General features: G+C 50.5%; 17 protein-coding genes. 16 read left to right on the forward strand and 1 reads right to left on the reverse strand.

From position 1 onward, the window contains the following. A complete protein-coding gene (locus Q8M98_01245; GenBank protein MDP3113376.1) occupies window positions 1-213 on the reverse strand; it encodes a hypothetical protein in 213 nt (70 codons plus the stop codon). Between the two features lie 426 nt (window positions 214-639). On the opposite strand from Q8M98_01245, the gene Q8M98_01250 reads away from it, so the two are divergent. The 16 genes from Q8M98_01250 (at window position 640) to Q8M98_01325 (ending at window position 20,376) form a co-directional block, all read left to right on the forward strand. Further along, complete coding sequence (locus tag Q8M98_01250) at window positions 640-1,113, forward strand: PTS sugar transporter subunit IIA (protein ID MDP3113377.1); 474 nt, start codon at window positions 640-642, stop codon at window positions 1,111-1,113. Continuing rightward, a complete protein-coding gene (locus Q8M98_01255; GenBank protein ID MDP3113378.1) occupies window positions 1,067-2,026 on the forward strand; it encodes a PorV/PorQ family protein in 960 nt (319 codons plus the stop codon). Before Q8M98_01250 ends, Q8M98_01255 begins: the two co-directional genes overlap by 47 nt. Then, window positions 2,016-4,163, forward strand: a complete 2,148-nt coding sequence (gene glyS, locus Q8M98_01260; GenBank protein MDP3113379.1) for a glycine--tRNA ligase subunit beta — start codon at window positions 2,016-2,018, stop codon at window positions 4,161-4,163. The genes Q8M98_01255 and glyS overlap by 11 nt, the downstream gene beginning before the upstream one ends. Further along, window positions 4,160-5,152, forward strand: a complete 993-nt coding sequence (gene pta / locus Q8M98_01265; GenBank protein MDP3113380.1) for a phosphate acetyltransferase — start codon at window positions 4,160-4,162, stop codon at window positions 5,150-5,152. Before glyS ends, pta begins: the two co-directional genes overlap by 4 nt. A 16-nt stretch (window positions 5,153-5,168) precedes the next feature. After that, the gene (locus Q8M98_01270) at window positions 5,169-6,371 is read left to right on the forward strand and encodes a pyridoxal phosphate-dependent aminotransferase (protein ID MDP3113381.1); all 1,203 of its coding nucleotides are present in this window, start codon (window positions 5,169-5,171) and stop codon (window positions 6,369-6,371) included. 2 nt (window positions 6,372-6,373) lie between these two features. Next, a complete protein-coding gene (locus tag Q8M98_01275; GenBank protein ID MDP3113382.1) occupies window positions 6,374-6,592 on the forward strand; it encodes a hypothetical protein in 219 nt (72 codons plus the stop codon). Beyond that, complete coding sequence (locus tag Q8M98_01280) at window positions 6,589-7,479, forward strand: PfkB family carbohydrate kinase (protein MDP3113383.1); 891 nt, start codon at window positions 6,589-6,591, stop codon at window positions 7,477-7,479. The genes Q8M98_01275 and Q8M98_01280 overlap by 4 nt, the downstream gene beginning before the upstream one ends. Before the next feature lie 5 nt (window positions 7,480-7,484). Beyond that, complete coding sequence (gene purM / locus Q8M98_01285) at window positions 7,485-8,510, forward strand: phosphoribosylformylglycinamidine cyclo-ligase (GenBank protein ID MDP3113384.1); 1,026 nt, start codon at window positions 7,485-7,487, stop codon at window positions 8,508-8,510. A gap of 204 nt (window positions 8,511-8,714) precedes the next feature. Continuing rightward, complete coding sequence (locus tag Q8M98_01290; GenBank protein ID MDP3113385.1) at window positions 8,715-11,732, forward strand: carboxypeptidase regulatory-like domain-containing protein; 3,018 nt, start codon at window positions 8,715-8,717, stop codon at window positions 11,730-11,732. Window positions 11,733-11,756: 24 nt separating this feature from the next. Beyond that, window positions 11,757-12,506, forward strand: coding sequence for a MotA/TolQ/ExbB proton channel family protein (locus Q8M98_01295; protein MDP3113386.1), 750 nt, complete (start codon window positions 11,757-11,759; stop codon window positions 12,504-12,506). A 14-nt stretch (window positions 12,507-12,520) separates the two neighbouring features. Further along, complete coding sequence (locus tag Q8M98_01300) at window positions 12,521-12,946, forward strand: biopolymer transporter ExbD (protein ID MDP3113387.1); 426 nt, start codon at window positions 12,521-12,523, stop codon at window positions 12,944-12,946. Window positions 12,947-12,957: 11 nt separating this feature from the next. After that, complete coding sequence (locus Q8M98_01305; protein ID MDP3113388.1) at window positions 12,958-13,389, forward strand: biopolymer transporter ExbD; 432 nt, start codon at window positions 12,958-12,960, stop codon at window positions 13,387-13,389. 8 nt (window positions 13,390-13,397) lie between these two features. Further along, the gene (locus Q8M98_01310; GenBank protein MDP3113389.1) at window positions 13,398-14,045 is read left to right on the forward strand and encodes an energy transducer TonB; all 648 of its coding nucleotides are present in this window, start codon (window positions 13,398-13,400) and stop codon (window positions 14,043-14,045) included. An 18-nt stretch (window positions 14,046-14,063) separates the two neighbouring features. Then, on the forward strand, window positions 14,064-17,144 hold the full coding sequence (locus Q8M98_01315; protein MDP3113390.1) for a hypothetical protein: 3,081 nt from the start codon (window positions 14,064-14,066) through the stop codon (window positions 17,142-17,144). Between the two features lie 10 nt (window positions 17,145-17,154). Beyond that, window positions 17,155-18,186, forward strand: a complete 1,032-nt coding sequence (locus Q8M98_01320; GenBank protein MDP3113391.1) for a PorV/PorQ family protein — start codon at window positions 17,155-17,157, stop codon at window positions 18,184-18,186. Between the two features lie 33 nt (window positions 18,187-18,219). Beyond that, window positions 18,220-20,376 (forward strand): T9SS type A sorting domain-containing protein, encoded by a 2,157-nt coding sequence (locus tag Q8M98_01325; GenBank protein ID MDP3113392.1) that lies wholly within the window; start codon window positions 18,220-18,222, stop codon window positions 20,374-20,376. Window positions 20,377-20,810: the final 434 nt, after the last annotated feature.

Consider the following 20,810-nt stretch of genomic DNA (forward strand, 5'->3'; position numbering starts at 1 on the left):
TTACAAGTAATACACCTTGATTACACCGTCAACGATTACCAGGATGTATTTGCCGGTGGAGTCCTCATAGACCACTTTGATGAGAGGATCACTGATGCATCCGATATAGACGGGCAAAGTATAAGGGTCGATGTTCTCATACTTTGTGTTTCCCAGCAGGTTGCCCATTCCAAGCAGCAGGAACAACACGGTCGTAGCTAAAAGTTTTTTCATTTCAAAACTCCTTTATTTTTATATACGTATAGTGTGAGATAAAGGAAAAGTGTCGGTACCAATAGCGTGGAAATGATTGTCTGGTAATCAGCTACGATAGGTTGGAAGTAGTCTGTTTCGAAGGTCATTTTCCCCTATTTTCGATCTCCGGTTCTTTGCCGGATTTTGTGTTGAATTTGCTACAACTTGCTTTATATTGGATTATATTTCGCTTCCGCATCGGCATGCTGCGCTACAACAAACCCAATGAGTTAGTATGCCTTGGCATACCACTTTCTCCGTCATCACCCTGATTTATCTAAGAAACATAAAAAACTTTCCATGCCGCGCTGATTTTGGCTGATTTTGTGCATGTATCACAGAATTTGATTGACGTGATAAAGCAATAAAAAAAGGATGTTTTTCACATAAAGATTTGGTGAGAAGATGAATAAACTGTTCCAACCCGATTTAGTTAAAATCGTCGAGAAATTCGATGATAAAAACGATTGCTTGAACTACTTGACGATGCAGCTCGCGGATAGCGGATGCCTGAGCTTTCCGGATCGGTTTTTAGCTGCGGTCAAGGGGCGCGAGGAGATCATGAGCACCGGCATCGGTCGTGGGGTCGCGATTCCGCACGCGCGGGATTTGACGGTTTCGTGTCTGAATATCGCCGTGTGCATGATCCGTGAACCGTTGGATTTTCAAGCGGTGGACAATCTGCCTGTGCAGCTTGTATTTATGATCGCCGTGCCGCAAAGTTCGAACAAGGAGTATATGAAGATTCTCCGCTCGCTGTCTGAATTTCTGAGACAGGACGAGAATAGGAACAAACTGTTAACCGCAATCACCGAAATGGAGCTGTTTGAATATGTTCATACGATTGAAGACCTTATCAATCACAATCTTGCTAATTAGCGCCGCGCTTGCGCAATTGCCGGCAGTCAATGAAAGTGCCGGTACGACAGGATTTTCCACACTCAAGATTGTGTATTCCGCTCGCGCCGTTGCTTTGGGACAGGCTCTTACCGGAGTCTGCGAAAGTCCCGATGGATTGCATTTTAACCCCGCCGCCATCATCCGTATGGAAAACAAAGAGGTCGGCACCACCTATATGAATTATTTCATCGATGCCAAGGGCGGACAGGTGCAATATCTGTTGCCGCGCGACAAATTCATCGGCTGGGGTTTCTTCCTAAAGTATCTGAATTGGGGGGAAATCGACCGCACGGACGTCGATTCTTCCGGAAACCTAATCGAGAGCGGCGAGACCTTTGGCGCCTATAACTTCATCGCCGGAGCCTCGACGTCCCGCTATATCAGCGACGCCATCGATGTCGGCGGAACCCTCAAAGTGATCTATGACCAGATCGACGATGCCGCCGCCGCCGCCATACTTCTGGATCTTGGGATGATCCATCATCCGGCTAACGAGAAAGTGAAGGTGGGGCTGAGCGTACGTAATATCGGCAGGCAGATAAGCTATTACACAGAAAACAAATACGCGGAAAAACTGCCGCTAACCTACGCCGCCGGGCTCAGTTATCGTTTCAACGACCAGTTTTTTTCCATGTTCGATATCAGCAAAGCCACCGGCGAGAATTTCGCAGCAAAGTTTGGCTTGGAATATAGCATCAATTCCGATCTGCAATTGCGAGCCGGCTTTCGCTCCAATGCTGCGGACTGGAACAACGGAGGCACTCTCGGCTTTACTTCCGGAATCTCTCTCGGAGCGGGATGGAGATGGCGCAACTATCGGTTTGACTATGGTTTGTCCTCCTATGGAGACCTTGGCTACGTCAATCAACTTAGCCTAAACTATGAGTTTTAACAGCAATGAGGAGCGCGGAGGAAAGCCAAGCCCGCGCAAAGATCTATTGATCGAGATCGGAGTGGAGGAAATCCCCGCCGATCACATTGGTGCAGCGCTTGATTATATCCGGAATAGCTTTTTGGAATTGATGCAAAGCTCTGGGCTTTCATATCGGAACATTCGCATGGGCTCGACGCCCCGGCGCTTTGCATTGGTGGTAAATCAGATTCAGGATCAACAGGAAGACCTGATGGTGGAGCGCAGCGGTCCTGCTGTCAGGATCGCCTATGAAAAAGACGGCAATCTCACTCCGGCGGCTTTGGGGTTTTTGAAGAAAAACGCCGCCACGCCGGAAGACATCATCATCAGCAAAACCGACCGAGGTGATTTTATCGGTTTGAAGTTCGTGCAGCCGGGAAGAAGCGCTAAAGAGATATTGACCGAGTGGTGCGAAAACCTCGTCCCCCGCATACCCTTTCCCAAAACTATGATCTGGAAAGACGCGAAGCTCGCTTTTTCACGTCCGGTCAGGTGGATCTGTGCGCTATGGGATGCGGAAGTGTTGCCGCTTTCCATAATCGGTCTATCAAGTGACAGATACAGCTATGGCAACCGCTATCTGGGGCTGGATAACAAGGTGGAGATATCTCATCCCGATGACTATTTTCCGGCGCTTAAAAAAATAGCCGTGCTTGCCGACCGGGAGGCACGCAAAACCGCGCTCAACGAATCTCTGGCAAAGGTCTGCGGAGATTCCGGCTTGAGAGTGACTCCCGATGAAAGGTTGGCGGAAACGGTCATCGATCTGGTGGAATTTCCCGTGGCGGTGTTGGCAGAATTTGACGCTCATTTCCTCAGTCTGCCGGAAAAGATCATCACCTCCACCATCAGTCAGAACCAGAAATACTTCTCGGTGTTTGATATAAACGGACATTTGAGCAATTCCTTCGTTTTCGTCTCCAATGGCGATCCCGCACATTCCGATCTGATCCGCCGAGGCAATGAAAAAGTGGTGAAAGCGCGTCTCTCCGATGCGATCTGGTATTTCAATGAAGACACCAAGCAACCGCTGGAGCGCTATCTACCGCGCTTAAAAGACGTGGTTTTTCAATCCAAACTGGGAAGCGTGGCGGAAAAATGCGCGCGCATCCAGACAATTACAAAACATATCTGCGAAGAACTGAAACTGGATCAACCCGCCGCGGAAAAAGCATTGCGCTGTGCCCTGCTTTGCAAGGCTGATTTGGTGACAACCATGCTCGGCGAAAAAGAGTTTACCAAACTCCAGGGCTATATCGGCAAACAATATGCCCTTGCCGGCGGTGAGGACTTTGAAGTAGCCGAAGGCATCTATGAACACTATCAACCCCGCGGATCCAACGATGCGTTGCCAAAGACCCTGTGCGGAGCGATCGTCGCCGTGGCAGACAAGCTGGATACCGTTTGCGGGATCATCGGCATCGGAATGATACCCACCGGTTCAGCGGATCCATTTGCTCTGCGCAGAGCCGCCAACGGAGTGGTGCAGATCATTGTTGATCAAAGCTGGAACATCGATTTTGAGCACCTTCTGTCCTTTGCGTTTAATCTGGTCAAAGCCTCTCGCGAGACCGACGCCAAAGCAGCGCAGAACATCAATAGCTTTTTCAAACAGCGCATCGTCTGGCTGCTCAAGCAGATGGACATCGAATATGACGTCATTGACAGCGTCTCGCACATCCGCCATGGTAATCTGAACGATCTGATCAGCCGTTCAAGGGCATTGCAAAAGATCAAGGCACACGATGATTTTATCCGCCTGGTGATCGGTTTCAAACGCGTGGCGAACATCATCGCGAGTGAGAAAGCTCCTATGATAGTGACCCCTGCTCTCTTTGCGGAAACCATGGAAACGAAACTTTATCAAGAGCTTATGGCATTGCGGCTGCGCATCGACGCCCTGCTGAAGCGCTTTGACTATGATGCCGTGATCGCCAAACTGATCGCTTTTGGCAAGCATATCGACGATTTCTTCGACGCCGTGTTGGTCAATTGCGATGATCCCCAGATGCGTGCCAACCGGCATGCCCTGATGGACGAGGTCAAAAGCGAGTTTTTGCGCGTGGCGGATATCACCCAGATCGTAGTGGAAAATGATTCTCAGGAGATTAGATGAGCTTTATCGACATGCTGAAACAAAGGGCAATGGCGGTGAACGGCACCATCGTTTTGCCGGAAAGCGGAGACGAACGCACCTTGCGCGCCGCCGCTCAGATTCTTTGCGAAGGTCTTGCCAAAGTGATACTTATCGGCAAGGAGGAGGATATCCATAACCAAGCCGGCGCCTTGGAACTCGATCTTGCCGGGGCTCAGATCATCGATCCGGAAAAATACTCTCGCACCGATGAATTTGCCGAGTTCTTCCATGAAAAGCGCAAAGAAAAGGGAGTCCGCCTCGAGCAAGCACATCATACCGTGCGGACTGAACTTTTCTTTGGCGCGCTTTGCGTCAAATTTGGCATCGCGGACGGAATGGTCGCCGGAGCAGCAAACACCACCGCTGCCGTGCTGCGTGCCGCTTTGCAGGTGGTGGGAGTCCTGCCCGGACTCAAGACAGTTTCCAGCACCTACTTCATGGTGGTGTCGGATTTCATGGGCGAGGACCGCGTTTTCCTTTTTGCGGATTGCGCCGTGGTGCCCAATCCCACTTCCGAACAGCTTGCCGATATTGCGATCAGCACAGCGCTCACCCGCAAAGCCATTCTCGGAGACGAACCCAAGGTGGCGTTGCTCTCCTTCTCCACCAAAGGCAGCGCAGAACATGAACTGGTGGATAAAGTGCGCGTCGCAGGCTCAATTCTGCACCAAAGAAAGGTGGACTTTGCCTTTGACTCTGAGCTGCAGCTCGATGCCGCAATCGTTCCCGCAATCGCGCAACGCAAAGCTCCCCAAAGCATCCTCGCAGGGAACGCGAATACGCTGATCTTTCCCGATCTGCAAGCCGGAAACATCGGTTGCAAACTCGTGCATATCATGGCAAAAGCGGAGGCTATCGGTCCGATCATTCAAGGACTTGCAGCTCCGATCTGCGATCTCTCACGCGGGTGTTCCTCCCAGGACATTGTCAATACCAGCGTGCTTGTGCTGTTGATGGTAAATAAATAAACATAAGAGGGATAACATGGCTATCAAACTCTCAAACCGAACCACATTGATCAAACCTTCGCCCACTTTGACGCTTTCCGCCAAAGCCAAGGAAATGAAGGACGCGGGCATCGACGTCATCAATTTTGGCGTGGGCGAGCCGGATTTCAATACGCCGGATTATATCAAAAACTCCGCGCACAAAGCTATCGATGCCAATTTCACCCGCTATACCGCAAACGCGGGAATCATCGAACTGCGCAAAGCCATCTGTGCGAAACTGAAGCGCGACAACAATCTGGACTATGACCCCAAACAGATATTGGTCTCCCCCGGTGCCAAAGCATCAATCGTGAACATTCTCATCGCCGTTTGCGACAATTATGACCAGATACTGCTTCCAAAACCATACTGGGTGAGCTATCCTTATCAGGCAATGCTGGCAGACGCCGAGCCAGTCTATATCCCCACTACCGAAGCGAGTCTTTACAAGATCAAACCGGAATCGCTCGAATACGCGATCCGGGAAAACCCCTGCGCCAAAGTCCTGATCATGAATTCTCCTTCCAACCCCACCGGAACGGTTTATAGTCGCGAAGAACTCACCGCCATTGCCGACGTCTGCATCAAGCACAACATTCTGGTGATTTCGGACGAAATCTATGAAAGATTGGTCTATGACGGCATCGAGCATGTTTCCATCGCATCCGTGCGTCCCGAAATGAAAGAGCTGACAGTGGTGATCAACGGAGTCTCCAAAGCCTACGCGATGACCGGTTGGCGGCTTGGCTATGCCGCAGGACCCCTACACATCATCTCCGCCGCCGGAAGAGTTCAGGAACATGCCACTTCCTGCGTCAATTCCATCACCCAGAAAGCCTGCGTGACCGCTCTGGAAGAAGAGGATGACACCATCGAGTATATGCGCGGCGAGTTTGAAAAGCGCCGCAACTACCTCTATGACGAGCTTTGCAAGATCCCGCACATCACCTGCTTCAAACCGCAGGGCGCCTTTTATATCATGCCAAACATAGAATGGTATCTGAAAAACAACCGCCTCGGCATCAATGATGCGGACAAATTCTGCGAAGTGCTCTTGGACAAATATCACGTCGCGCTCGTCGCCGGAGGCTCTTTCGGCATCGACGGTGCGGTGAGATTCTCCTATGCAAACAGTCTCGATAACCTGAGCAAGGGCGTGAGCCGCTTTGCCGCGTTTCTGCAGGAATTGGGAGGATAAACATGAACGATATGAACGACAAAATCCGCGAACGCTGGCAGGAACGCCGGAAAAAGGGTTACAACTGGAGTCGGCTGATCATCATGTTAGCGATCCTGGTCGCGATTATGTTTGCCATAAACCGTCTGAGCAAAACCGGCAAAACATTTTCCACTTCCGGCATCGAGATCGTGGATAGCATCGCCGTCTTCGACAGCCTCTTTGAGGAAACCTCCGAATGAGTCTTGTGGTGGTTGGCTCGATCGGTCTGGATAGTATTCAGACCCCAGCGGGCAAAGTAAATGAGGCTTTGGGCGGCTCTTCTGTTTATGCCTCGATCGCGTCCTCCTATTTCACTTCCACCCATATTGTCGGAGTGGTCGGAGACGATTTTCCTCCCCGTGATTTCGAATTGCTAAGGCGCCACAAGATCAACCTCGAGGGCTTGGAAACCTTCCCCGGAAAGACCTTTCGCTGGAGCGGAATCTATGAGGACTGGAATCATGCCACGACTATCAGCACGGATTTGAACGTCTTTGCCGATTTCTCGCCGAAGCTTCCCCAAAGCTGCAAATGCTGCCGCAGCCTGCTCTTGGGCAATATTCATCCGGCTTTGCAATTGGAGGTGTTGGATTCCATCCAGAGCTACGATTGGGTAGCTTGCGACACAATGAACTATTGGATTTCCGGCTGGCGCGATCAACTCACCGAGGTAATCAAACGGGTGGACATCATGTTTGTCAACGAAGAGGAGATCAGGCAATATACTGCCCATGACAACATCTTCAGCGCCGCGTCCGCGATCCTGGATCTGGGCGTGAAACTTGTGGTGATCAAACGCGGAGAATATGGCAGCGTTGCCGTCCTGAAAGACGATATCTTCTTTGCCCCGGCATACCCGGTGCGGGAAGTGCAGGATCCCACCGGCGCCGGAGATTGCTTTGCGGGAGGGTTTATGGGTTATTTGGCTACACAGGAAAAACTGAGTGATCTATCCATTCGCAATGCGATCCGCCGCGGAACCGTGATGGCGGCATTAAACGTGGAAGCTTTCGGCGTGCATGGCATCATCGACCGCGAGCCGGGCACCATCGATTCCCGCGTGAAACAATTGGAACAATGGACATAAAATAGATGAGCAAGATGGATTACAAAAGCGCCGGAGTGGATATCGCCGCCGGTGAACAAGCGGTACTTTCCATCAAACAAATGGTAAAAAGCACCTATAATCAAAACGTAATGGGCGAGTTGGGCAGCTTTGGCGGATTATACCGTTTCGACCAGGGAGCGTTCCAAAGCCCGATCCTGGTTTCCAGCACGGACGGAGTGGGCACTAAGCTGCGCGTCGCTATTATGGCAAACAAATATGATACCATCGGACAAGACCTGGTCAATCACTGCGTGAACGACATCCTCGTGCAGGGCGCCCTACCGCTGTTTTTCCTGGACTATATCGGTCTTGCCAAAATGAATCCGGAAATGATGAGCACGATCATCGGCGGAATGGTGAAAGCCTGCATAGCCAATGACTGCGCTTTGATCGGTGGCGAAATGGCAGAAATGTCCGGCTTCTACCACGATGGGGATTTTGATCTTGTGGGAACGATCATCGGCGTGGTCGATCAGGTGAACCTTTTACCCGCCGGACGCATCAGCAAGGGAGACGTGTTAATTGGCATCCCCTCAAGCGGATTACATACCAATGGCTATTCCTTGGCACGCAAGATAATCTTTGATCATCTTAAACTCAATATTGACAGCTATGTGGAAGATTGCGGCGCCAGCGTGGGCGATCTGCTGCTCAGCGTTCATATTAGCTATCTGCCCCTGTTAAGACCCTATCTTGCCAATCCCTCTCTGCATGGCTTGGCACATATTACCGGTGGAGGAATTGCCGGAAACTTGAAAAGGATCATCCCCGATGGGCTTTGCGCCTTGGTCAGTTATCACGAAGAGGAATATCCCCCATTATTCAAATGGTTGCAGCATACCGCCGATCTGGATGCGGACGTGATGCGAGAGAGCTTTAATCTCGGCATCGGAATGATCGCGGTGGTAAGAGAAAATCTGGTGGAAGAACTGCTCCAAATAATCGGTGGAATCTTGCTCGGCGAAATAGGCGAAAGCCGCTTTGGAAAAGGTGGGGTGCACTTTGTTTAATCCCCTTAAAATAAAAAATCCCAAAGCTCTAACCTGCATGGAAATCGGTATCTACGACAAAAACAGAAAAAACTGCTTGACTATTTTATGTATATCAGATATACGTGGCTCAAGTGTAAAAATCGCTTTCCGACAGACCTGTTTATATAAGTTAAATGTATAGAAAATTAACAAGAAAAGCTAAGAGAGAAGGGAGGTTAGTCGATGCGTAGTTTAGCATTGATCCTACTCATTGTGGTACTGGTAAGCATTGCTGTGTTAGATGCTTCCACAACTGGCAAGCTCGCGGTGCGCGTGCGTGACGGACAAGGCAAAGCCTTGGAATTTGTGAACGTCTCCGTGATGCATGGAACCCAACGGATCACCGGCGGTCAGACTAACAACAAAGGAACCGCGATCATCATCAATATCCCTCCGGGAACATACCAGGTCCGGTTCTCGCTCGTTGGTTATGACAATTTGACCTTCAACGACGTCCGCATCCACGTGGGTGAAAGCGCCAATCTGGCGCCGGTGATGAACAAAATCGGCATTAGACTGGAGACTACTACGGTAATCGCAGATCAGGACAGGGTTGGTAAAGACCGCACCGATTCTTCACGTCAGATCGAGATGTCTAAAATATCCGATGTCTCTGTCACCTCCGTAGCCGGCATAGTCGCGCTGCAGGCTGGCGTCACCAACATCGGCGGCGAGCTTCATATCCGCGGCGGGCGTGCCAATGAAGTCAATTTCACCGTGGACGGCATGTCTGTTTCTGATCCTGTGGACGGCGGAAGTGCCCTGCAGGTCGATACCGACGCCATCAGCGATATGAAAGTGATGACCGGTGGTTTCCCAGCGGAATATGGCAACGCCCAATCCGGTGTTATCAATATCGTTACCAAGGACGGCGATTCCTATTATTCCGGCAAGATCGAGTATAACACCGATCACTTGATCGGCGAGGGACGCAATTCCGACATCATTAAATTTGCCCTCGGCGGACCCGTATTTCCCTATGGAGCAGATCACCTGAAAGACAAATTCACCTTCTACCTGAATGGTGGAGGAGAATGGCAGGACGGCCGCTTGAAGGACTATTACATCGGCGATCCAAACAAGGATTATATATTAAAGGATTATTTATTAAACGATGTACAACTGCTCGAGTATGAATATGATCCTTACAACCCGTATGAAGGTAGAGAGAGCATTCTCGGCATTGATATGGGCAATCGTAATTACAATTCCTACAACGTGAACTTCAAATCCAAATATGTGTTCAACCCCACGCAACGTATGACCTTCGCCGTGCGCGGAGATCGCTCATTTGATTACCCATTTTCCTATGGCTGGCGCTATGCATTGCATCATTATGCCATCAGCGAAACCAACCAGCGCCAGTATGTGGGAACCTATGACCATGTTTTCAATTCCACCATGAACCTGAAGGTCAAAGCCAGTTATTTCCAAAAAACCAGTAATTCCGGTCCTCGTGGTATCGATCGCAATAATTATATGGCGATGTTTATCGATCCGGCAAACCTTCCCGCTGATTATGTGGACAATGTACTCATGGGAGATTATGGCTACCGCAGTGTGGACGATAACAGCGATGGCGTCTATGATATCGGGTTCCTGCCCGCGTCATTTTGGACCTATCGCATCGCCAGCGTGGAATTTCCGCGCTCGATCAGCGGTTTCAACGCCCCCGGATCCATCTATACAAACTTTGTCGATGACAAAACCTCAACGATCAACGCCAGAGCGGATTTTGAATGGCAAGTCAACGACACCCATCTTGCCAAATCCGGCTTGGAGATCATCCGCCACGTCATCGAGAAGAATCAGTTGCAAAACTTCCTCAATATCTATGAAGATAGGCGTCAGGCAAGTCTCAGACGCGTCTTTGACATGGCAAACTTCACCCCGGTGTATGACTCGCTTGGCGTAATTACCAATATCCCGTCCTCGCTCCATTATATATATGAAACCGACGACGGCATCCTGCTCCCCATATATAAGCCGGAAGACTATTACCGCGCCGCCTTGGAAGCCTCCGGCAAGCGCGACGGCTATAAAGCCGATCCCTGGCAGGTTGCTTATTATGTGCAGGATAAGATGGAATGGGAAGGCATGATCGTCAATGCCGGCCTCAGATTCGACTTTTGGTATCTGGGCAAAACATACCAGGTGCTGCAAGATGACGGAAACTTCAGAACTGTCGAATTTGACAAGTCCGACCGCTCCCAGATGATGATCTCCCCGCGGCTTGGCGTCTCGCATCCGATCACGGATCGCGACGTGCTGCGTTTTGCCTACAACTACCAGAATCAGTTGCCGCAAATGCAGTATATCTTTACCAGCAAGACCCCCGCGGATGCCAACGTATCCGATCAGGCAATCACCGTGGGCAATCCCAAGCTGGAGCCCCAGATCACCGTCACCTATGAAGTGGGCTTGTCGCATCAGCTTTCCGACGACTTTGTGATCGATATGACCGCCTATTACAAAAATCTCTATAACTATGTGAGCACGATCAAAGAAAAGAAACCGGGTGAAGAACAGATCACCTGGTATCGGTTCATCTCCGAGGACTATGGTTCCGCCCGCGGTATCGATGTTCAGTTGGAAAAGATCATGTCCAATTTCAACACTTGGACGGTTGCCTATTCACTCGCCTGGGCGCAGGGCAACAACTCCAGCACTGTGATTCAGGACGAAATGACCAACCTGCGCGAGTTTCCGCTGGACTGGGACGTGCGGCACAACCTCAGCCTGAATTATACCTTCCGCATTGGCAGAGGTGAGGAATTCTTCTTGCCCTACAGTGATGTCATCCTTCCCTTTGACGATTTCAGTGCAAACCTAAACTGGAGCTTTGCCTCCGGAGCGCCTTATACACCTCAAAGCACCGTCGGAAACAGCTTCCTGGATACCAACAGCAAACGTAAGGACTTCACCAACCAGGCAAATATGCGTCTCGCCAAAGGCATCGCTCTCCCTAACCGTATGAATATGCGCGTCTTCCTTGACGTGGAAAACCTGTTCAAAACCAAAAACGTGCTTGCCGTCTATCCCAAGACCGGATCTCCCTACGAAGACGGTCAGGTAATTGCCGATTCCGCTACAAACTACATCTATCCCGAAGTGGCTTATGTTTATGGCAAAGCCATCCGAAATCCCGGCTTCGTGAACAACCATCGCGGTTTCACGCTTGGCTTATCGTTAAACTTCTAAATTATTCCTAGGAGGAATCATAAAATGAGAAAGAAAATCTCTTGGATACTGCTGCTGATGTTCATGATGAGTATAGTATTTACGAGTATTGCGTATGCAGCCGAAGAGACCGCCGGTCCCGTAGCAGCCACAGGAACCAAAAGCCTTGCTGAATTTGTGTTTGGCAGTGGAATGGTCAAGTGGTTCAAAGACGGAGGATGGGCAATGTGGCCGATTCTCTTGGTCACTCTCTACGGCTTAGCTTATATAATCTGGAAATTCATCGCTTTGATCTATGGAAAAATCAACCTGAGCACCTTCTTGGGCAAAGTCATACCCTTGATCAAAGACAAGAAATACAAGGAAGCCATCGAACTTTCCAAGAATACCCGAGGACCTGTCGCCGCCATAGTGCACGCCGGTTTGCTCAAAGCCGATCAAGGCGTGGTAGCCGTGGAAAAATCCATGGAAAATGCCGCCATGATCGAAATGTCCTACTTGGAAAAAGGGTTCATTGAGCTTTCTACCACGATCACCCTTGCTCCGATGTTGGGTTTCCTCGGAACGGTCTCCGGTATGATCTCGGCATTTGACGCCATCGCCGCAGCCCGTGCCGTGGATGCAACTATCGTAGCCAGCGGAATAAAAATTGCTCTTATTACCACTCAAGCCGGTTTGATCGTCGCGATCCCGGTGCAGTTCTTTAATAACATCTTCGTCACCCTGGTGGATGGTTTAGTTATCGACATGCAGCGTGCATCCGAGAAAGTAATTGAAGCCCTGATAGAAAATTAAGTAAGGTAGGAGAGATGAAAATCGGTCGTAAAAGGAAAGGAAAAGCCGAGATACCGACTTCGTCGATGTCCGACATCGCCTTTCTGTTGATCATCTTCTTTATGGCGACGACGAAGTTTGACGTCAAAGAAGGTATCAAAATAGTCCTGCCGGCATCAGCTCCTGCGGACGCCCAAAAGACGGAGACTATCCAATTGGGCGAAGACAAGATGACCCGCCTGCAGATCAACGCCGATGGAGCCATTGCCGTCAATAAAGAAGCGCCCCGCATGATCGAGAACGCCGAGCTGGACAACATCATCCAACAAAAGCTAAAGGTCTATGACCAGATGATCTTCAAGGTGATTACTGACCGCGAAGCCAAATACAGTGAAATGATCCGCGTCGTCGATCGCCTCAAGGCTCAAAAAGCCGAAAAGATATCTCTGTCAACCAATTAGGAGAGAGCAAAATGGCAAAGATTAAACGACAACGATCCCGCGCTGCTTTCATCCCCACCGGCTCCATGTCCGACATAGCTTTTCTGTTGTTGCTCTTTTTCATGGTATCCACCGTGTTTGTGCAGGAAAAGAAGTTTTGGGTGGAACGCGAACGCTGGCCATTGGCGGACAGCATTGAACGCATTCCGCGAAACAACACCACCACCATCTATGTGATGCGGGACGGCACCATCCTGATCGACGATATCCCCACCCGGATAGATACCGAAGCAGATGTCTTCGTCTCCCAGACCCTAATCGCAAAGAAAGCCGGAGACCCCGATCTGGTAGTATGTTTCAGAACGGACAAAGACACCAAATATGGCTACATGTCCGACGTCCTGAGACAGCTTCAGGATGCCGATGCGCTGGTCGTGGCATTCGAAACCCAACAGCGAAGGTAGAGGTAAAAATGGAAAACAAAGTAAAAGACTGGAAAGACATCGCCAATGCCCAATTTGGCAAGGCTTTGTCTTTGGCGCTTGCACTGATGCTGTTTGCCATGATGGTTACCCCGAATATCGAAGTCCGAAAACAGAAATTCACTTCCACGCAGACCGAATTGGTGGATATTCCGATGGAAGAACGTGAAAAGATCGAACCGCCGGAAACCGAGGTTCAGATTGATCTGCAGATTCTGATCAGCGACGAGCTCAGCAGCTCGGACGATCCGGAGCTGGATGCCAAACATGCCAGGCTCATAGAGCAGTTCGGAGATATCAGAACCACCCATGCCGCCGGCCTTGGAAGACAGGATCGAGAGATGGTCAATTTTGTCCCCTATGACGACCCCCCCGTGATCATCGGCAAGCTGAGTCCCGAGTATCCGGATTTTGCCCGTCGTGCGAGAGTACAGGGCACGGTAGTCCTCGAGGTGGAAGTCTATAAAGACGGATCCATTGGAAACATCAGAGTTACGCGCTCACTGCAATCCGGCCCCGGTGGTTTGGACGAATCCGCTATCAACGCGGTCAAAAAGGTTCGTTTCCAACCCGGAAAGAGTAGTGGTCAACCGGTGGACACTACTGTGATCATACCAATAGAGTTTAAACTAAATTAGAATACATGGGAGTGTTTCATGAAGTTTTTTAAAATAACGCTCTGCCTTATGCTGATGCTGATTTTTACCATCGGCACCGTTCACGCTGCAAAGGCAGAATCTACTTCCGGAACGAAGAAGCTTGATCTGTCCCGCTATCACAACGTTGGAAATATCTGGATGCGTGTCAGCAACTACGGTTTCATTGGCTCTGGCGACGACGTGGTTCCGCAATACCCCTCTTTGGAGTATCCCGGAGGCAGCGGAATAGATTATCTGTATCAGGGAGCTCTTTGGTTCGGCGCAAAGAAATACCGCCGCGACGATGCAGGCAGAAAGCTCTACTGGCGTGCCCTGAACCCGGGTGCGGACAGCACTGGAACGATCGCCCAAGGCGTCCCGGGATGGCAACCCTGGATGAAACCGGTGATTGATACTCTGGTAACAGTCGGTTTTGACGGAGACAAAGATCTCTATGAATTCCTGCCTGCCTACAACCCGCTCCTCGCCAGCAACCCTCAGGCACTTGATTTGTACAATATGTGGAATATCCTTGATCAGATCGCCACTGCCAGCACCCGCCATCAAAAACGCGGTATCGACGATGACGGAGACGGCATCATCGATGAGGACTTTGTCGGCTACACTTTTCTGCTGCGCAGTGCCACTGAATTGCCCTCTCAATTCCAGGTTTTTGGCAGCCAGTTCATTGCCAACACTCATAACTATGACATCATCAACGAAGGTTTCAATTCCGAAATCTGGTTCCCCCTCGGCTTTATGGATCTATCCGATCGCACTTATGCCTCCTATGCCTTCGCCGCACCGCACGACGATGACGGGGACGGGCGGATCGATGAGGACGGCGCGCCAGTCTCGGAGCAGGATTTCATCGCCTATTATTATGACTATTGTCCCTTCGGCACTGTCGGAGACCGCGATCTGGGACAATCCCGCGGTGGCAACAGACACTATCCCTTAAACGTGCGCATCCGCCAGATGTCCTATCAATGGAGTTATGATTACATCAAAAATCTGGTTTATGTTGAGTTTAACATCACCAATATGAATATTGCCACCCATGACACGCTCTTTGACTGCGCCATGGGTATCTATATGGATGCCGACTGCGGTCCCCAGAGCATGGGACCTGAAAAAGCCGCGGACGACGTCTCCGGCTACGTGAAAGGCACCGGATACGAATTTGCCTACACCCGCGATTATGACGGCGACGGTGGACTGACCACCGGGATCGTCGGCGCCCGCGTTTGTACACCCGATCCCGAAGTGCTGCAATTTCACTGCTGGTATTGGGATGTGGGCGCCGGACCTGATGACTCTAACCCATACTCCTTCAGTTATTCCCCCCGGCGAACAGCAAACGAGAAATACTGGCTGCTAACCGGCAGAAACCCGAATGAAACCAAATTCACTCCCTTGCGCCCCGAGCAAGACGACATCCCAGAGTTTGCGCAACCCTCACCCATGGACACTCGTTTCCTGTTCTCCTTCTATGGCGATATGCGTGGCAGCACTAATCCCACCGACGCTTCGTGGAATCTCGCTCCCGGCAGAACGATGAAGATCGTGGTCGCGGTTTTCCCCGGCAATAACAAGGAAGACCTCAAACGCACCGCCCGTTGGGCAAAAGAAATCTATGGACAAGCCCAGACCCTTACCACCGTGGTTTTGCCTGATACCTTCCCGCACTATAACCCACCGGAACCTCCGGAAATTCCCAAACTTTATGCGGAATTGATGGACGATGGCAACCGGATCGACCTTTATTGGGACAATCGCAGCGAATTCTCCTATGACTCCAAGACTGTCAGCAGCGCCATCATCGGCTGGCAGAATCCGGCAAGCCCGGTTTTTAAACCCATGCTTGATAGCGATCCCACTTTCGTGGACTGGAGCAACTTCCCGCTTGAATTCCAACCCCGACCCGAATTTCCGGGATGGAAATACAACATGAACGCTTTGGTCAACCCCTACACGGGACACCGCCTGCGCCACGACTTCCAGGGCTACTCAGTTTGGGCTCGCAGCGGCAGCGGATCCCAGGAAGACTGGGTGATGATCGACCGTTGGGACAAGATCGACACGCCTGTGGATATTGCGGATTATATCGTCAATGTAAACAGTCCCCATGCCGATAGCCTATTCATCGATTTTGGCGGATATCTTGGAATCGATAAGAATCTGCCCAATCGCAATGCTTGGAACTACCCGGCAGAATACACCAATTTCTCGTATCTTAACGAAAACTATGCCTACGGACTCAATCCCGCGAATGTGTTCTACGGCTATCCAATCTATAACCACAGCATAGACTACAATCCTGCCGTTCTGGCTCAAGCAAATGCCATCGCCGCTGCAAATCCCAATTTACCGGACAATATGATCAAGATTCTGCAAGCGCGTCTCTTCAAACATCCTCAAATGCGCGACGATATATATGACGAGCTGATGGACACCAAGATGATCCCGCTGCCGGGACACGGCGGACAAGTTGCCATTCCGGATGCAAACGGTGATACAAGTGATCTGGCGAAACTGAAATTCAAACGCCTTGCCCGCAGATATTACACCGCCACGATCAATTATCCCCGAAAAGGCGTTGAATTCTACGTAGCGGTTACCGCCTATGACAGAGGTATCCCCTCAAACGATCTGAATTTCCTGGAAACCGGACGAGATGCCGATGCCAACATGAAGATCTTCTTCCCCGGCGCTCTGGCAAAAGCAAATATGGACAACATCTATGTCGTCCCCAATCCCTATATCGGCCGCAGCAAATTTGACGGACGCAGGGCTGGTGACAACAAAGGTGACAAGAGCCGCCGGATATGGTTCGTCAACATTCCCGAACGTTGCGTGATCCGCATCTATACCCTCGCCGGCGACCTTGTGAAGGAAATCCAACACGACGGTGCCTATCAGGCAGATATCATCACTGTATCCAAAGCCGCCATCAAAGGCATCAGTGCCAGCGGGATGCGGGATTGGGATCTGTTGTCCGAAAACCGTCAGATCATCGCCCCCGGCGTCTATCTCTATTCCATCGAAAACAAAGCCGACAAGAAAATCAAAGTCGGCAAATTCGTCATTATCAAGTAGAGGAGGAATTGTGAAAAAGTACATCATTACGATTATCGCTCTCAGCCTGCTGTTCCTTCCCGCGGTCATTTTTGCCACACCTTTTGGCAAAACTGGAACCGCCGGACTGCAATTCCTCAAGCTGGGCGTCGATGCCCGCGCCATCGGTATGGGCGAAGCATACACGGCTGTCACGGACGATGTGTCCTCGGTTTTTTGGAATCCTGCCGGTCTGGCACCTTCCTATCAAAACCAAGCCTTCTTCTCACATACGAACTGGCCCGCAAACATCATGCACGAGTTCGCCGCCGCTACCTATACAAACAGGGTTTCGACCTTTGCTTTATATGGCTCCGTGCTGCATATGGACAAGATCGACATCACCGATGAGGACCCTTTTGGCCCCACCGGTGAGCAATTTACCAACAGCAGTATCGCCTTTGGCTTATGCTATGCAAAGCAATTCACAAACAAGTTTTCCGCCGGCGGCGGGGTCAAGTATTTGCGCGAAAACCTCTATGAGTTTTCCGTGAACAGCTATGCTTTCGATCTCGGCTCGATGTATAACACCGGCTGGAAAAACGTCAAGATCGGCATGGCTTTGCGAAACTTCGGTCCGGACATCCGCTATCGCGTAGACGACGATGAAGACGGCTCCATCGATGAAGATCCCTTCGACCTGTTTGACAACGACGGAGACGGTATCATCGACGAAGACAGTAACGAAATCGACAGCAAGATACCAATGAGCTTCTCACTGGGTATCAGCGGTGATCTGATGCGCAGCGATTTGTCCTATTGGATCGCATCCCTGCAGCTTGATAACGTAATCGATCGCAAGGAAACCTGGAATTTGGGAACCGAATACAAATTGGGCAACCTCTTCCTGCGTAGCGGTTATCAAATCAATTACGACACCAACGGTCTCAGCGCCGGCATCGGCTACCAGATCCCCACCCGGGTTGCCATCTTCAATATTGATTATGCCTACACGGACATGGGATATCTCGCCGAGAGCTTCTTCAAAAGCGCTCATCGAGTGTCCCTAAAAATGAGATACTAACACCAATGACCACATAATTACTTGGAGGTAAGAATGAAAAAAATCTTATTGGTCGCAATAGCCATCAGCATGCTGCTTAGCATTATATATGCCGATCAGATGCAGGTGGGCATCAACAAACAGGCAATCGAGATCCCACAGGGTTATCGCATGCCCCAAACCCGCAACGTGCCGGAATACATCTTCACGAAACTTCCGACACCCATTATCACCAGCTACTGGGACTACATGGTCGGCAGCTACAACGGCCTACCGATCAGGACAATCCCAGCATCCGAAGGCGGCGGCTATTTTATGACCTACACGGGAAGACGCCAGCCGACTGGAACCCGTCGCGCGTATTATACCTACCTGAACGCTCAAGGCAACGTCGTCAACAACAACGAGATCACCAACGTGCAAAACCATGAAGGTTATTCCACCGTTGCCGTCGATCCCATTTCCGGAAAACCATTGTATGCTTGGCACGCCAACGCTGATGCCGATGCCCCATTTGAAGTGCAATTCGCTTCCGATGCCTTCATCTCCGGTATCGCGGGTTTGTTCAACGATATCCAGATCATTGCCGATAATCCCGTAACCATCACCTCCCCCGGTGGCGTCGTTACCAACACCAACGAATTTATCTGGCCAACAGCCCAGATCGGACCATCACCCATTGCCGGTAAAAGAAGAGTCTATATGGCTATGAGAAACTTCGTTTCTGCCACCGCCGGACCTTCCGAAAACGTCTATATCGCATACGCTGATTTCTCCGGTGCGGATATCGAAAACGGAATTGCTCTCAACTGGAGCCACACTACCATTCCCGAAATGAACAACTGGAACGTCGATGCCGTCAATTGGCGTCGTCCCTTCCATGCCCTCACTGCGGATAATGCAGGAAACATCTATTATGCAGGATACCACTTTGCAGTCGATGCTGCCCAAAATGACATCCCGGAAGCCGATATGGATGTCTTCATGTGCTCAAACTATGGACAAGGCACCTGGACCCGCATCAGTGACTTCAGCAACATCCCTGCCTGGAATCCTCCCTCCACTCCCTCGGGCGGTCCCGGCTATTTCACCAATGCCAACAATGTTCCCTATGCCGATGGCGAAATCTCTTTTGCCATTGCCAATTCCAGCCACGTGAACGCCATGGTTGACGGGCTGGGCAGAATCCAGGTTCCCGCGGTTTGGGCATTGACCACAAACGAAGGCACCTACTATCCCGCCATGCAGTATGTCAAATCATTCATCTACGATCCTGCCAGCCAGCAATATGAAATTCGCGAAATCTATCCTCAGACAGCTCACAACGACACCTTCAATCCCTGTTTCATGCCTTGGGATACTGAAGAGCCCTGGGGTGTGGCAGAATATGTCCAGGAAGCCGGCGTCTGGTACCCCGCGATCGTCACCCAATGGCCCTTCCCGCACTGGGACGCAACCGCCCACGCAGATGCCATGATGTTCCACTATAACAACATCAAAATGTCCGACGTCAACGCTCAGGGTATGATGGTCACCGTCTGGCAGGACTCTCAGCGTGCCCGTTGGATCAACTACAATTCCGATACCTACTACACACCCTATGCAAACACTCCCGAAATCTGGATCTCCGTATCCCCCGACAACGGTGCAGTCTGGAGCGAACCGATCGTCCTGAACAACGTCGATACTCCTCAATTTGCCGGCATCAAACCTATGTGGGTTTATCCCTCCGACAAAGTGATTTACACCGGTATGCAAGGAAACCAGGAAGTCGGTAAGATCGGCATCATGTTCTACAACGACTTCACCTGGGGGTCAAACTCCATCACCCCGCCCTATCACCCCACCTCAACCGGTGGCGAAATCATGTTTATGGAATTGCAGATCGTATTCCCCCTTGGCTCAAGTAATAGTGACAACACCGTCACTCCCGTTGCCAGCATCCTGCACCAGAACTATCCCAACCCCTTCAACCCCGAAACCACCATTAGTTTCGACATGCCCAAGACCGGCAATGCCAACCTTTCTATCTACAACGTGAAAGGACAATTGGTCAAAAACCTGGTCAACGGCAGTCTTGGCTTTGGCAAACACAGCCTCGTCTGGAACGGCACCGACTCCTTGGGTCGCAACGTTCCCAGCGGTCTGTATTTCTATCGCCTCAGCGCGAATGGAAACACCGAAACCAAGAAAATGATGCTAATGAAATAGGATCAAATAACTATCGAATGTCAAATAGCTTTAGGCATTTGATCGAATCAATCAGCCCCGGTTTTCCGGGGCTTTTTTTATATCGCATAGTAGTTCCTCGTGATTATGGATTTACCGACGTCCCCGTCGGTTTCTTTTCGGTTCATCTCCGCAGCTCCTCCTCAAACCCAAATCCGCACAATTCATCGATCTCTTATACAGTTTCCAAATTGAAATGACGTATAGCATTTTATACCAACGTCATATATCCATTTATTGACCGCTGCTACAAGCGACCGGGGGGATTCCTTCCCCCTTAGCCCAAGTTTCGCATTTTAGGGACTAAGTTATTGGTATATATGACAGTCATTTTTCAGTTAGGCACTAAACTCTGTGTTTAGAGATGATTTGATTTTTGAAGACTTTGACGTTCAGCAGGGAGTAGATTTTGTCTG

It is taken from the genome of Candidatus Cloacimonadaceae bacterium (genome assembly GCA_030693415.1).
GTDB lineage: Bacteria > Cloacimonadota > Cloacimonadia > Cloacimonadales > Cloacimonadaceae > JAUYAR01.

What these genes read in the sequence shown, in the direction of transcription:
- Q8M98_01245 (MDP3113376.1), bottom strand. Translation starts at nt 213, where the DNA reads ATGAAAAAACTTTTAGCTACGACCGTGTTGTTCCTGCTGCTTGGAATG.
- Q8M98_01250 (MDP3113377.1), top strand. Translation starts at nt 640, where the DNA reads ATGAATAAACTGTTCCAACCCGATTTAGTTAAAATCGTCGAGAAATTC.
- Q8M98_01255 (MDP3113378.1), top strand. Translation starts at nt 1,067, where the DNA reads ATGTTCATACGATTGAAGACCTTATCAATCACAATCTTGCTAATTAGC.
- glyS (MDP3113379.1), top strand. Translation starts at nt 2,016, where the DNA reads ATGAGTTTTAACAGCAATGAGGAGCGCGGAGGAAAGCCAAGCCCGCGC.
- pta (MDP3113380.1), top strand. Translation starts at nt 4,160, where the DNA reads ATGAGCTTTATCGACATGCTGAAACAAAGGGCAATGGCGGTGAACGGC.
- Q8M98_01270 (MDP3113381.1), top strand. Translation starts at nt 5,169, where the DNA reads ATGGCTATCAAACTCTCAAACCGAACCACATTGATCAAACCTTCGCCC.
- Q8M98_01275 (MDP3113382.1), top strand. Translation starts at nt 6,374, where the DNA reads ATGAACGATATGAACGACAAAATCCGCGAACGCTGGCAGGAACGCCGG.
- Q8M98_01280 (MDP3113383.1), top strand. Translation starts at nt 6,589, where the DNA reads ATGAGTCTTGTGGTGGTTGGCTCGATCGGTCTGGATAGTATTCAGACC.
- purM (MDP3113384.1), top strand. Translation starts at nt 7,485, where the DNA reads ATGAGCAAGATGGATTACAAAAGCGCCGGAGTGGATATCGCCGCCGGT.
- Q8M98_01290 (MDP3113385.1), top strand. Translation starts at nt 8,715, where the DNA reads ATGCGTAGTTTAGCATTGATCCTACTCATTGTGGTACTGGTAAGCATT.
- Q8M98_01295 (MDP3113386.1), top strand. Translation starts at nt 11,757, where the DNA reads ATGAGAAAGAAAATCTCTTGGATACTGCTGCTGATGTTCATGATGAGT.
- Q8M98_01300 (MDP3113387.1), top strand. Translation starts at nt 12,521, where the DNA reads ATGAAAATCGGTCGTAAAAGGAAAGGAAAAGCCGAGATACCGACTTCG.
- Q8M98_01305 (MDP3113388.1), top strand. Translation starts at nt 12,958, where the DNA reads ATGGCAAAGATTAAACGACAACGATCCCGCGCTGCTTTCATCCCCACC.
- Q8M98_01310 (MDP3113389.1), top strand. Translation starts at nt 13,398, where the DNA reads ATGGAAAACAAAGTAAAAGACTGGAAAGACATCGCCAATGCCCAATTT.
- Q8M98_01315 (MDP3113390.1), top strand. Translation starts at nt 14,064, where the DNA reads ATGAAGTTTTTTAAAATAACGCTCTGCCTTATGCTGATGCTGATTTTT.
- Q8M98_01325 (MDP3113392.1), top strand. Translation starts at nt 18,220, where the DNA reads ATGAAAAAAATCTTATTGGTCGCAATAGCCATCAGCATGCTGCTTAGC.